Origin of the sequence: Tatumella morbirosei (genome assembly GCF_000757425.2) — a bacterium.
Lineage (GTDB): Bacteria > Pseudomonadota > Gammaproteobacteria > Enterobacterales > Enterobacteriaceae > Tatumella > Tatumella morbirosei.
Window position 1 is genome coordinate 728,247 of record NZ_JPKR02000004.1, and the last position, 13,615, is coordinate 741,861.

The following is a 13,615-nucleotide window of genomic DNA, read 5'->3' on the forward strand; positions in this document are numbered from 1 at the left end:
CTTCCATGAGGTGAATCATGAGTAATACCGACGATATTCAGGAAACTGAAGAACAAACCCTGCCCGACGATCAGCAAGCGGCACTTGATGATGGTCAGCCAACCGATAATGCCAGCGGTGGCGATGGTCAGGATGAGGGCTTCGAGATTGTCCTGGGTGACGACGAGAACAAACCGAAACAAGACCCGGCAACTAACGCCAAATTTGCACAGGCGCGTATTGAACGTAAGCGCCAGCGTGAAATTGAGCAGCAGCTTGAGGCTGTTAAGCGTGGCGAGGTGCCGGAGAATTTGCGTGTTAACCCTGACCTGCCTCCTCAGCCTGACATCAACCAGTATCTTTCTGATGAAGGGCTTGAGAAGTACGGTTACGACCAGACGCGGGCACTTGCAGCATTTAGTCAGGCTAATAACGAATGGCTGATTAAGGCTCAGGATGCCCGTAGCAATGCAGTCGCAGAGCAGGGGCGTAAGACCCATGAGTACACACAAAGCTCAACGCAGGCAGTCGAGGCAGTGCGCCGCCATTACGATTCGGCAGAGAAATTAAACCTACCCGACTATCAGGAGAAAGAGGACAGTTTCCGGTCGCTGGTGCCCGAGGGTATCGACACCGAAATCATGCGCCTTTTCCCGGAGAAGTCGGCGGCCATCATGTATCACCTGGGTGCAAACCCGGAGAAATTACGCCAAATCGTTGCGATGGACGGCCAACAGGCTCTCATCGAACTGGCCCGACTCGATGCAAAACTCACGATTAAGCCTCGCGGTAAACCCGTATCAAAAGCGCCACCGGCTGATGAGGCTGTATCCGGCGATGTCACTGCTGCAAACCGTGAATCTCTGCAAAAGCAGATGGATAAAGCGGCCAGAAGTGGCGACACGGAAACTTACCGCAAACTGAAAGCAAAACTTAAAGGAATCCGATAATGGCTCTTAACGAAGGTCAGTTAGTAACCTACGCCATCGACGAGGTGATTAATACCGTCGAAAACCTGACGCCAATGGCGCAGAAAGCAACCAAATACACCCCGCCAGCCGCATCAATGCAGCGTTCAAGTAACACTGTATGGATGCCGGTAGAGCAGGAATCTCCAAGTCAGGAAGGTTGGGACCTGACAGGCAAAGAAACTGGCATTACTGAACTGAGCGTAGCTGTTAGCCTGGGCGACCCGGATAACGATTATTTCGCTCTCCGTGCCGACGATTTGCGCGATGAAACCAGTTATCGCCGCCGTATTCAGGCGTCAGCCCGTAAACTGGCGAACAATCTGGAACTGAAAATTGCCAACATGGCCGCCGATATGGGGTCTCTGGTGGTAACCGATCCGGACCAGATTAACGGTGATTCATCCAAAGGATGGGATTTTGTCGCCCATGCCGAAGCATTGATGTTCAGCCGTGAACTGAATCGCGATGCGGGTCTGTCATGGTTCTTCAACCCTGATGACTACCGCAGGGCTGGTTACAATCTGGTTGGGCGGGATATTTTCGGTAACGTGCCGGAAGATGCTTACAAATCAGGAACAATTCAGCGTCAGGTAGCTGGCTTTGATGACGTCATGCGCTCTCCGAAACTTCCAACTCTGGCTGCGTCAACCGCAACCGGCGTCACTGTTTCCGGAGCTCAGTCATTCGCACCTCAGGCGTGGAAGCTGGACAACGATGGCAACAAAACCAACGTTGATAACCGATTCGCCACTGTCGCCGTGTCCAGCACTACCGGATTTAAACGTGGTGACAAAATCTCGTTTGCCGGTGTGAAGTTCCTCGGCCAGATGGCTAAGAACGTCCTGACCGATGACGCGACATTCTCAGTGGTTAACGTGGTTGATGGCGCCCATCTGGAAATCACGCCGAAGCCGGTAGCTCTGAATGACACCAATCTGTCACCGGAACAGCGCGCTTACGCCAACGTAAACACCACTCTGGCAGATGCTACCGCTATCAACATCCTGAACGTGGCCACGACCAAAACAAACGTTTTTTGGGCTGATGATTCAATCCGTATCGTGTCACAGCCAATCCCTGCGAACAGCGACCTGTTTGCTGGCATGAAAACGACTGCGTTTGATATCCCTGGCGTAGGTATCAGCGGAATCATGGCAACTCAGGGTGATATAGCTACCCTGACAGGTAAGTGTCGTATCGCGCTGTGGTATGGCGTGAACGCTACCCGTCCGGAAGCTATCGGTGTCGGCCTGGCTGGTCAGACTGCAGCTTAATCAATGGGGCTTCGGCCCCTTTTTCGTGAGGCTGATATGGATACCGCAGTTTATAAGCCTGGCGGCCCATGTAAGGTATGGGGCGTAATGGCACACGTTAAAGTTGTTGACCACACAGAAGTAGAAAAACACGTAAAAGACGGCTGGCTTGATCACCCGTCGAAGCTATTTGATAAGCCAGGTCGCCGCAAGGCTAAGGCGGTTACTGATGCTGACTCAGACTAAAGGCGATATTGTCCGCGCCGCCCTGCGAAAGCTGGGAATTGCTTCCGATGCCACGCTGACAGATGTCGAGCCGCAGTCAATGGAGGATGCCGTTAACGACCTCGAAATGATGATGGCCGAATGGTATCAGGATGGCCGGGGAATCATCACAGGCTATGTTTTTTCCAATGATGACAATCCGCCGGAAGAGGGTGACGACCACGGCATGCGGTCCATTTCGGTCAGTGCTGTAGTTCATAATCTTGCGCTCCGTATCGCTCCTGATTACGTGGTTACTCCGGCCGACAAAGTTGTTACGACTGCCCGTTACGGCAAGGAGCGGTTGATGAAATCGACTGCTATCAGCCGCGCCGCAAGCATCGGATATTCCTACCCTCAACGGATGCCTGTTGGCTCCGGTAACCGCCTGGCAACTTACAACAACTGGAATTTCTACCCGGGGAATCAAAATGCCAATTCAGCAACTTCCACTGATGAAGGGGATAGCGAAGAGTCAGGTTAACGCTGATTACATTGATGCTTTACCTGTCAATATGCTGGCAACCCCGAAAGAAGTATTTAACTCTAACGGATATCTCAGGTCTTTCCCTGGCATTGATAAGCGCTCTGGTGTGGCTGGCCTGTCCAGGGGCGTACAGTTTAATACTCACGAATCTGTTGTATATCGGGTGCTGGGTGGGAAATTGTATCGCGGTCAGTCACAGGCGGGCGATGTGTCAGGATCCGGACGAATCAGCATGGCCCATTCAGCAACAAGTCAGGCTGTTGCCGCAAACGGAGTGCTGACACTTTACCGTTATGACGGAACCACCAAAACGCTGCAAAACTGGCCGTCAACTGAGGGTGATGTGACCTATGCACAGTACGATATTGGCTCAGTTCGTGATGTCTGCCGGTTGCGTGGTCGTTACCTTTGGGTAAAAGATGGCTCTCAGGACTTCGGAGTAACGGACCTTGAGGATGAATCACACCCTGACCAGTACCGACCGTTCTATACCGCAGAAAGTCAGCCTGACGGCATTCTTGCCTGTGATACCTGGCGTGATTTTGCGGTGATGTTCGGCTCTGCCACAATCGAATATTTCTCTCTTACCGGATCAACTGATACCAGTGCGGCTATTTACGTTTCTCAGCCGTCACTGATGGTACAGAAAGGCATTGCCGGAACACGCTGTAAATGCAAATTTGGTGATTCTCATGCGTTCATCAGCAACCCGTCAGGCGGTGCGCCATCTGTTTATGCGATAAGCCAAGGTTCTGCTGCCCCAATTGCTACTGCGAGCATTGAGAAGATATTGCGCAGTTATTCAGCATCAGACCTTTCCTCTGCAGTTATGGAAACGCTACGGTTTGATGGTCATGAGTTAATGATTATCCACCTTCCTGACCATGTCCTCTGCTATGACGCATCAGCAAGCAGCAACGGGCCGCAGTGGAATATCCTGAAAACCGGGCTCTATGATTCACCTCATCGCAGCATTGATTTCATGTTTGAAGGCAATCAAATCACTTGTGGCGATAAAACAGAATCAGTGACCGGTCAGCTTAATTTTTCATCATCTTCACAATACGGAGTTCAGCAGGAACATCTGCTTTACACGCCTTTGTTCAAGGCTGACAACATGCGGGTGTTTGATTTCGAACTTGAAGCATCGACCGGCGTTGCTCAGGTGGCTGACAGGCTGTTTTTATCCGCTACGACTGACGGAATTAACTTTGGTCGTGAGCAAATGATTGAGCAAAACTCACCATTCGCATATGACCGGCGCGTTTTGTGGCGCAGATTTGGGCGGATTCGAAAGAATGTTGGCGTGAAGGTAAGGATTATAACTTCTTCTCCTGTGACCCTGTCAGGGTGTCAGGTAAGGCTGGAATAATGGCTGATACATCACTACAAGCGCCAGTAACCGTCCAGGCGTCAAGAATCGACGCAACATTACTCCCAAAAGGATTCAGTCAACCGTATTCTCTCTATGTTATTCAGCAAAGTTCCGACCTCGGGGCGGTTGCAGGAAAGGCAAATGAGGCAGGAAATGGCGCCTATGATGCTCAGGTGAAAAACGATGAGCAGGATGTGGAATTAGCTGATCACGAAAAGCGACTGACTGCAGCAGAAACGGAGCTGGCAGATCATGAACAACGGTTACAGGCTGCCGAAACCGAACTTGCTGACCATGAGCAAAGAATAACGGCTGCAGAAACTGAGTTATCCGACCATGAGAAACGAATTTCAGCCAATGAAACCGAACTGTCAGACCATGAATCACGAATAACTCAGAACACTGACGATATTTCATCACTGGAAACCGCTCAGCAGACCGACAGGGGCGATATTGACAAAATATCAGCCGATTACCTGTCTAAAAGTGCCACAACCTCACAGAGCCTGTCAGGGCCGTTAAATGTCGCATCATCATACTCTGTGAACGGCACAAAAGTTATTGGTCCACGGCAAACCGGATGGACGCTATCAACCGGCACCGCAAACAAGGCAGCATTTAACGCCGACCAGAGCTACACCGTTGGCTCTGTCTATTCTCAGACTGAAATACAGGCCATTGTCCAGGCGCTTATCGAAACCCGGCAGCGGGTAAAGGCGCTTGAGGATATGGCGGTAACTCACGGGCTTATCTCTAATGCAACGACTTGATGCAGTGACCGGTTCGCAGCTAATGAGGCTGTGGGGCGTTCCTTTATGGCCTGATTTAGAGGCTGACTATCTGTTATGGCGTGATTGTGGGATTTTCGTTTGCATGGATTTCGGTGATCACGTCGATTTGCATATGGCGATGAGGAAAGGCGACCGGCACAAATGTCGTGATGCAGTGTCCGATGTTTTGTCAGTCATCGGTGACCGGGAGGTCAGGGCTCCGATTCTCGAAGAAAGTAAGCACGTGTGCAATCTTGCGCGAAAGTTTGGGTTTGTCGAGACATGGCGCGGAAACACTGAATTTACAGATGGCCGTACCGGTGGCCTGATTATTATGACGAGGTTTAAAAATGGGCGGAATCGCTAAAGGTATCGGGAAAGTAGTTGGCTCAATTACAGGGGCTAATCAGGCGGCACAGGCTCAGACAGATGCAGCCAATCAGTCAAACGCAACAGCATTACAGATTTACAATCAGCAGGCGGCCACTCTGAAGCCGTTTGTTCAGTCCGGGCAATCTTATCTGACAGGCCTGAATAGCGTGTTAAACAACCGTTCTGGAACTCTGAATGACTATTACAATTCGTCAGAATATGCAGGGTTGGCTAATCAGGCGCGTTATCAGCAATTAGCCTCTGCTGAGGCAACAGGTGGGCTTGGTTCAACAGCGACGAGTAACGGTTTGGCTTCAATTGCTCCGCAGCTTGGGGAAGCATACCTTAATGACCGGTATAACCAGTTGCTGGGCGGTGTGAATGTCGGGCTGAGTGCTGCTGGCGCTTCCAATGCAGCGGCTGGGACATATTCCAGCAATGTGCAAAATAACCTTTCGCAAATCGGCGCGGCACAGGCTGGCAATTCTCTGGCTAATGGATCGACACTCACGCAGGGCATCGGCTTTCTTGCTGGTCTGTTTTAATCGGGGGAATCATGGCTATTCAACCAATTGACTATAGCTCGCCAAATGCTGGATTTTTACAGGGAATGCAGACCGCCGCAGCCTATAAGCAAAACCAGCAACAGAACCAGGCTATTGATAGCGCAAATCAGTTTAAGCAGGACTGGCAGGGGGCTTATGGTGATCCTGAGAAAATGAATGCACTTGCAGCGAAATATCCTGACCAGATGCAGACTATCGCTCAGGGTATTGGGTATCAGGATGCCAATCACCAGGCAGCACTTGGCGCAGCCGCAGGAGATTTGCGTGTGGCTATGGCTACCGGAAATCCTCAGGCTGTCATGTCAGCAGCACAGCAACACGCCTCTACATTGCAGAGTATCGGATCATCTCCTGATGAAGTGGCGACAATGTACCAGAATGACCCTAATCACCTCGGCCAAATTGTCGATGCTGTTGGGATGACCTCTCTTGGCCCCCAAGGCTATTACAATACTCAGGCCAAAAATGCTCAGTTAACGCAGCAGGGCGCTGCCACGAATGCAAATATCCAGCTTGGTCAGCAACGGCTGCAGCAGCAGTACCAACAAAACCAGTTTGACAACCAACTGAATCAGCAGAAGTTCCAGCATCAGATTCAGCAGGATTACACAAACAATGGGTTTAATGCTCAGAAACTTGATATTCAGAAAGGCGACCAAGCTATTAAGCAGCAAATGGCAAACCAGACCGGCCAGAAAGATGTTGCCAGCGTACAGAATCAGCAATTCCAGCAGGTCCAGAAAAAGCAGGACTTTGTTAACGGTTACGACCAGCAGGTAAACAGCACTTTAGGGATGCTTACCACACTCAACCAGGTTAAGCAGATCAACCCTTCCACTTTCAACGGTATTTGGGGTGCCCAGGGTTATGTAAACCGAAATCTGCCGGGCTCTGATTCGGCAGATGCATGGTCGCAGATTACGCAGATGCAGGCTCAGGCGCGACAGATGGGTGTAATCGGGATGCGTGGCACTGGTCCGGTTTCAGATTCTGAAGGTCAGGCCGCCGCCAGTGCGTTCCTTAACTTACAGCCAAGTGTTTCAGCAGACCGCGCAAGGTCAATTATCAACAACTGGCAACAGGTATTACAGCGGCAGGTTAATTACCTGAACAGCCAGAAATCTCTGGTCGATAAATACCGGTCAGATGTTCAGTCTTACTCTGGTCCTCAGCAGTCATCTGCTCCGCAGGTCGGACAATCTGAAGGTGGCTACACCTATACAGGCGGTGACCCTTCATCACCCAATAGCTGGAGAAAAAATTAATGGCAGGTCCGTGGGAAAACTATCAGAGCAGTACACAGCCTGGGAATTCTTCCGGACCGTGGCAAAACTATCAAAGTCAGCAGTCGGCACCTCAGCAGGGTGCCGATGTTGTTTCTGCGACCGAGCAAAAGTATGGTATCCCGTCAGGGTTACTCAGTGCTGTAATCAGCAAAGAATCGAGCGGAAACCCTAATGCGGTTAGCCCGAAAGGCGCAATCGGACTCGGTCAGGTCATGCCTGAAACGGCAAAAGGGATGGGCTATAACCCTGAAAGACTGAAATCTGACCCTGATATGCAGGTTGATGCCGCAGGTAAATATCTCGGGCAGATGCTGAGACAGAACGGAGGGGATGTTACTTCGGCGCTGGCTTCCTATAACTGGGGCCCTGGAAACGTCCAGAAATACCAGTCCGGACAGAACCAGTCGATGCCTGCAGAGACTCAGAATTACATCAATGACCCTCGGTTTGCTCAGTGGACCCAACAGCAACGACCACAGCCCGGATCGTCCGGAGAAATGGATTATCTAAGCCAGGAATCAAACCAGCCATGGGAAACAAGCCAGCCATCTCCCACGCTTACCCAGGATGTTGAACAGGCAGGTAAAGGGTTATTACAGGCTGGCGTTAACGTGGCGAATATCCCCGGAAGCGTAGTTAATACCGCGCTGGATGCTGTGGGAGTTCCTAAACAGGATCAGGTATATCAGTTTCAGTTGCCTAAAAACATGCAGCCAACAGACCAGTACGCACAACTTGGGGCAGAAATTGGGCCTTATCTTGTGCCTGGTGTTGGTGCAGAAAAAGCGGCAGCGGCCACAGCTTCAGCCGTTGGAGCATCCAGAACAGAACGTGCAGCAAATCAGGTTGCCAGTATGCTGTCTGAAAACCTCGTCGGTACGCTGGCAGGCTCACAGCAAAATGGACAGATTGACCCGACTCAGTTATTGGAAAATACCGCTATGGGTCTGGCTGGTTCATCAGTGGCAAGGGCGGTTCCGGCAGTATTTAATGGTGTTCGCGGTGCTGTCCGTGATAGTCGTGTAGCTTCTGAGGCACCGATCCCACAACAACAGCCAGCGCCAGCGCAGACACAATCATCACCTTCTCCGGAAGGTGTAGCATCTGACACTGCACAAAATTATACCAGGGCTGCTCAGTCCGGTAATCAGGGGCGTATTCAGCAGGTAGTAAATGATATACAGCCTGACCAGAATGTGACTGATGCAATGAAGCGCCTCGACCTTGATCCGGATGACATGCTAGAGGCTTATACCTCTGGTAATGATGCATTTAAAGCGGTTCAGATGGGGCTGGCATCACAGGATGAATCAGCACTTGGCGCGGTTCGCCGTGACTCAATTAACCGGATTTCTAACCGTGCGTCACAGATTATTGATGATGCCGGCGCAATGCCTGACCGGTTATCAATGAATGACAAATTTGTTTCTGATTTCAACGCGACCAGAAACGCGCTCAAGGCTCAGGAAAATTCGCTATATAAGCCTGTTCAGGATGCTATTCCGGCGAAAGCATCGGTAGACCCTGTGAACACCAGAAATTATCTCGACCAGCTGGCAGATGAGCAGGGCGGTTACCAGTTCTTATCTCCGGTGGAAAAGAAAGTTTATGAGGCTGTATCACCGACAACGGACAAGGCAGGGGCACCAACTTACGCCAGGCTTAACGCAATGAGGTCAACAGTCGGGGAAGAGCTAAACAAAGCTGGAACGCCGTTCGGTAGTGCGGAGGAAAGAAATTTAAGCGCACTTTACTCTAAATTGTCTGATGACCGTGATGCAGTAGCGAGGCAGGCGGGGTTTGGTGACCAGATTCGTGCCGCTAACGCTGTTACAGCGCAGCGCAAGATGATGGAAAAGAGAATGTATTCGCTGATGGGAAAAGACCTGTCAGGGGACGTCACAGCGCGTGCTCATAACGCCTTAACTGGCCTGAGTAACGGCAATACAAAAGCATTTAACCAGCTTATGCAGGCTGTACCGGATAAGGCAACCCGATCGCAACTTATCGCCACAGGGATGCGGGATATGCTACGTAAGGGTAGTAGGTCAGACCTCGCTAACAATATTAACGGCTTTGTCGATTATTACGGCTCTCTCAAACGTAACGGAAGCATCAGATTGCTACATCGTGAACTTCCGGCTGACACTGTTCGTCAGCTTGAGGACATGTATACGATTACCCGTAACGTTAAGTCTGCCAATCAGTATTATCTCGCGACCGGTAAACTTAAATCGTTCCTGGATAAATTTGAGCAGCCTGGCGGATTCCTGGATAAGCTGGCCACGCATGGGAAGATGGCAACCATTGCTACGGTATTGGGTCATGTTCCTGTTGCCGGTCCGGTACTGAATACTGCAATTGCTGCGCAGATGGGCGCGAAAGCAGCCACAAGGAAAACAGGGTCAGAAGCTGTTCAGGAGTTAATGAGCAGTCCTGAATGGAAGCGTCTTGCGTCACTTGCCAGAAATAAGCCCTCAGCGCAGGTTCAGGATAAGATTGTTTCCAGCGCTGAAAAGCGGATCGCCAGAACATCGGCATGGAGAGAGTTTTACCGGACACTCCCGGCGGCAGAGAAAGGAAAAATTGCCAGGCTTGGGATTATTGGCTGGCTGTCGGGCGATGATTACTGACGTTTTATCTTTTCAAAAACGCCAACAATGGCGCTGATTATAATGAATGCCCCACCGAAGCATAACACGATGGTCAGCGCCTTAATTTTGTGTGGGAAGAAGGTATCAGCGATAATCGCCAGGACAACGAAACCAGCGAAAGGAGCGATTGCATTTATAAATTTTGCAGCTTGCTCTTTGTTGTTCCTGACTAAAGAAACCGATCTCCTGGTGATTTTTGTTAAAAGCAGAACAACCCCCAATGCAGCGATGATATACAGAAGGGGAGGCCAGAACCTTATCGCTACAATGAGCGATGAAATGGCGATTATTAACTGAATTACGGGATGCATATCAGTAACTGTTACACGTTACGCTATTACCGTAACCAGTGCAGTTTGTTGTTACAGGCCTGTTCACCGGCACCGATTTTGACTGATTTGTGTATATCTGTTGGGGTGAATTAACCGCATTATTGATTGCGATAACTCTCTGGTTAGCTAACGCATCCTGTTTCTGCTTGATATTCACGTACAGGCTCTGAAGTTCAAATCTTGCCTGTGCATCTGTCATCTTGCCATGATCCACTGCTTCACCCAGCATTCTAGCCGCATTAACATATAACTTAGGTGTATCAGCCCTAGACATCCTGAAATCAGATTTAACGTCACTATCAAGGCAGTTGGCTACATCTGAAAGCTTTGAATATCTCTGTTCACACTGGTTTTGATAGTCACCAACGGTTGTGCATCCGGCCAGAACCAGAGGGAGCAACAGGAATAATTTTTTCATGCGTTAACTCTCATTAGTTTTTATGAAGAATAGCACTGGGTTGATGCAATTTAACGCAATTTATTTCTTATTTTTCCTGATAACGCTGACTGCTATTTCTCGGACCTGTTCGGCTATCTCTGCAGCAAGTCGTTCATCTTCATCCTGATCAGTTCTGCTCAGTGGCATTTTATAGAAAGAGTCATCAATAACCCTGACGATTTCCATATTGATAGAGCGACCGTGAGATTGCGCTCTGGCCTTTATTTTTGCGTGTAACTCTGTCGGCAGTGTCAGGTGGAACTGCGTTGTGTCCTTGTCTTTCATCTAAAACCTCACCGAATGGGCGGAGAGGAATCATAAAACACCTGTAATTATCCACAATACTACAGTTTCCGTACGTTACTAATATCGTTTAACCGCGAGGCCATCACTCGCCCGGAGAAAATAATGGCTGATAATAGCTACAACATTATGGTGTCCAATCCGGTGACGCCGTTCACAATGTCGCGATCTTTCAAAGCCTGCTCAAATGGTAAGATTTTTATCGGTCAGCCTGATACCGATCCGACATTTCCGCAGAATCAGATTCCTGTTTTCGTGGAAAATGAGTGCGGAAAGATGGTGCAGGTACCACAGCCAATCGTAATAAATACTGCCGGTTATCCTGTCTATCACGGCCAGATCGCTAAATTTGTTACGACGCAAAACTACTCCATGGCTGTCTATGATAGCTATATGGTTCAGCAGTTTTATTGGGATGATTTGTCAACTATTGATCCACAGACTGCATATACCATTTTAACAGGAAAGTTAGCCTCACCCACAGGACGAGGATTAATTGGCTATGCCACATCGTTTGCTGCTTTGAGAGAAATTATCCCAGAGCAAGCAGGGCAACTGATTACTCTGCTTGGTTATAACTCTGGCAGCACGCTTGGCGGTGGGGAGTTTATCTCTGTCGAAAATGTCACTGATGACGGTGTCGTGTATGCAGCAACTTCAGGCACATACGGATGGAAGCGGCGAGTTACTTCAATCATCGACCCTTATATGGCTGGCTGCGTAGGTGATGGTGTAACTGATGATACCGTTAACTTTAATGCAGCAATCCAGGCGGCAGCGCAGTATTCAACTGTATCAGGCCAAAACCTTCAATATGCCAGGGGACAGTTTCGCGGTTATTCAAATGACCCTGCAGCAAAAGGTCTGAATAAATTTAAAATAACCAGCCAGATTACAATCCCTCATAAAAGGGTTTGTACCGATATGCTCGGAACAATGATTGACTTCACTGCATATCCGGTAACCGGAACATCAATTGACAGCCCGTCATACCTGTTATTTTTCAAGAATGACGAAGGTTCAAATTACGGAATTAGTCACCACTTTCTGCCTTATGCGCTGGGTATATATGGCAGTTCTACTGCTACTTATATTCAGACTATTGGATTTGACAGTGCAGATTATAATGCAACAGGAAACAGGATTGTCCTTGAAGGTGGTAATTTCAATGGCGGGTATACAGGTATAGGTTTATCAAAACACACTTATTTCCTGCATATGAAAGATACGACTTTTAACCATCAATACGTAAACTATTATGTTCCGGCAGGGCTGACTGATGCAGGTGAGGAAGTAACATTTGAAAGGGTTAAATTCACTCAGTCAAATTTACTTCACTATATCCGTGGTGGTACAACCTGGTTTAAGAACTGCTCTCTTGATTATCCTTATTCAGCAGTTGCAAATGATTATGGCTGGGTTAAGTGTACAAATGGTGAGGCGTACTACGAGGATTGCTGGTTTGAGGGTTACGGTCCTTACGGGTATGTGTTTAATTTCCCGTCCGGGTCTGTGGGGCGTGTATATGTAAGAGCATCCAGGTTTGTCATGGGTGCAGGTTCTACACAAGCACAGGTTATGCCTTATTACATGGGCTCTGATACCTGCCTGCTTGATATTGATGATTGTTCATTCTGGCGTATGTCTGATATTAATACGTCATATATCACAGAGGCCCAGCGGGGTCTTGTTGCCGGCACTGGTACAGGGTTCAGGTTAAGGAACACAAGACCCTCCGGGACTACGGCTTACTTCCCAAGCACAATTTATCCGCTATCCGGATACAACGACACGATGATAGACCGGACCTGGTATTCAGGTACTGCAACAGCAATGACCGCTGCGCCATCTCCGATGTGGGCCTGGTGCTATGACGCTACGGGAACAAATACCCAGCTTACCAGGAACACGTACGGAACAAGTGGAGGAACTGTAGCCACGCTAAGCAAAGTCAGCGGATACCTGCAGTTTGCTGTCAGCGCCATATCCGCTAATACTTCAAGCTTTTACCGTGCTGTGGTCGCAGCAATCCCCATTAAAAATAACGGGAACATTGCTTTTAAGTTTAACTGTAATACGTCAGTAGCCTGTACTCTCGGGGTTGCCTGGGCAGCTATGGCTGATATTCAGGGTAACAGAGACAGCACTGTTACCCCTCAGATATCAAAAACGCAGAATTCGATATCCTATCCGCTCACAACCACTGGTAGCCAGGTTCAGGCACCATCATTACTGCAGGGAGGAATGGCGACATCCGGAGCTTCTGCAGAACGCGCACCGGACTGGGCTACACATGCACTTATCTATGTGCAGCTACCGAACAACGGGTCAGGAAGCAGCATTAAAATTTATGATGTTTACGCGAGGGAAATCTGATGAAGATGTCTGATTTTGAAGTCGGAAAGAAATACCAGGAATCAGAGGTATGGGGTGGTATGGACTCCACATATATATCACTGCTTAGTGACGGTAGCTATACCGTAACAAATAAGTATGGCGAAGCAACGGCATGGACGCCGAATGATTTAGTTTCTGATTCTGATAACTGGATAGCGATAGATTAA

Annotated in this window: 15 protein-coding genes; 12 read left to right on the forward strand and 3 right to left on the reverse strand. The window is 49.2% G+C overall.

The window, feature by feature from the left end:
* Window positions 1-17 precede the first annotated feature (17 nt).
* Genes HA49_RS14780 through HA49_RS14825 form a run of 10 tightly spaced genes read left to right on the forward strand, consistent with a single transcriptional unit; the run spans window position 18 to window position 9,956 of the window.
* Entirely contained in the window at window positions 18-929 is a 912-nt protein-coding gene (locus HA49_RS14780) for a scaffolding protein (protein WP_038018906.1), read from the forward strand.
* Window positions 929-2,224 (forward strand): P22 phage major capsid protein family protein, encoded by a 1,296-nt coding sequence (locus HA49_RS14785; RefSeq protein WP_038018910.1) that lies wholly within the window; start codon window positions 929-931, stop codon window positions 2,222-2,224. The genes HA49_RS14780 and HA49_RS14785 overlap by 1 nt, the downstream gene beginning before the upstream one ends.
* A 36-nt stretch (window positions 2,225-2,260) precedes the next feature.
* A complete protein-coding gene (locus tag HA49_RS21615) occupies window positions 2,261-2,449 on the forward strand; it encodes a hypothetical protein (protein ID WP_038019477.1) in 189 nt (62 codons plus the stop codon).
* Window positions 2,433-2,951 (forward strand): packaged DNA stabilization gp4 family protein, encoded by a 519-nt coding sequence (locus HA49_RS14795; RefSeq protein WP_038018913.1) that lies wholly within the window; start codon window positions 2,433-2,435, stop codon window positions 2,949-2,951. Before HA49_RS21615 ends, HA49_RS14795 begins: the two co-directional genes overlap by 17 nt.
* The gene (locus tag HA49_RS14800; RefSeq protein ID WP_038018916.1) at window positions 2,899-4,326 is read left to right on the forward strand and encodes a packaged DNA stabilization protein; all 1,428 of its coding nucleotides are present in this window, start codon (window positions 2,899-2,901) and stop codon (window positions 4,324-4,326) included. Before HA49_RS14795 ends, HA49_RS14800 begins: the two co-directional genes overlap by 53 nt.
* A complete protein-coding gene (locus HA49_RS14805; RefSeq protein WP_038018919.1) occupies window positions 4,326-5,099 on the forward strand; it encodes a coiled-coil domain-containing protein in 774 nt (257 codons plus the stop codon). Before HA49_RS14800 ends, HA49_RS14805 begins: the two co-directional genes overlap by 1 nt.
* Window positions 5,086-5,466 carry a hypothetical protein gene (locus HA49_RS14810; protein WP_038018922.1) on the forward strand — a complete coding sequence of 127 codons (381 nt, stop codon included), beginning with the start codon at window positions 5,086-5,088 and terminating at the stop codon, window positions 5,464-5,466. Before HA49_RS14805 ends, HA49_RS14810 begins: the two co-directional genes overlap by 14 nt.
* A complete protein-coding gene (locus HA49_RS14815) occupies window positions 5,450-6,016 on the forward strand; it encodes a hypothetical protein (protein WP_038018924.1) in 567 nt (188 codons plus the stop codon). Before HA49_RS14810 ends, HA49_RS14815 begins: the two co-directional genes overlap by 17 nt.
* An 11-nt stretch (window positions 6,017-6,027) precedes the next feature.
* Window positions 6,028-7,302, forward strand: coding sequence for a phage DNA ejection protein (locus tag HA49_RS14820; protein WP_156994670.1), 1,275 nt, complete (start codon window positions 6,028-6,030; stop codon window positions 7,300-7,302).
* On the forward strand, window positions 7,302-9,956 hold the full coding sequence (locus HA49_RS14825) for a lytic transglycosylase domain-containing protein (RefSeq protein ID WP_038018926.1): 2,655 nt from the start codon (window positions 7,302-7,304) through the stop codon (window positions 9,954-9,956). Before HA49_RS14820 ends, HA49_RS14825 begins: the two co-directional genes overlap by 1 nt.
* On the opposite strand, the gene HA49_RS14830 is transcribed toward HA49_RS14825, so the two are convergent.
* From HA49_RS14830 to HA49_RS14840, 3 genes are read right to left on the reverse strand one after another with little or no spacing between them, the layout of a single operon-like run.
* Window positions 9,950-10,288, reverse strand: a complete 339-nt coding sequence (locus tag HA49_RS14830) for a hypothetical protein (protein WP_038018928.1) — start codon at window positions 10,286-10,288, stop codon at window positions 9,950-9,952. The two genes, HA49_RS14825 and HA49_RS14830, sit on opposite strands and share 7 nt — an antisense overlap.
* Before the next feature lies 1 nt (window position 10,289).
* Window positions 10,290-10,727 (reverse strand): hypothetical protein, encoded by a 438-nt coding sequence (locus HA49_RS14835; protein ID WP_038018929.1) that lies wholly within the window; start codon window positions 10,725-10,727, stop codon window positions 10,290-10,292.
* 60 nt (window positions 10,728-10,787) lie between these two features.
* Entirely contained in the window at window positions 10,788-11,033 is a 246-nt protein-coding gene (locus HA49_RS14840; RefSeq protein ID WP_038018931.1) for an Arc family DNA-binding protein, read from the reverse strand.
* Between the two features lie 123 nt (window positions 11,034-11,156).
* On the opposite strand from HA49_RS14840, the gene HA49_RS20665 reads away from it, so the two are divergent.
* Both HA49_RS20665 and HA49_RS14850 read left to right on the forward strand, forming a co-directional pair.
* Window positions 11,157-13,427 (forward strand): phage tailspike protein, encoded by a 2,271-nt coding sequence (locus HA49_RS20665; protein WP_052752521.1) that lies wholly within the window; start codon window positions 11,157-11,159, stop codon window positions 13,425-13,427.
* Window positions 13,427-13,615 (forward strand): hypothetical protein, encoded by a 189-nt coding sequence (locus HA49_RS14850; protein ID WP_038018934.1) that lies wholly within the window; start codon window positions 13,427-13,429, stop codon window positions 13,613-13,615. The genes HA49_RS20665 and HA49_RS14850 overlap by 1 nt, the downstream gene beginning before the upstream one ends.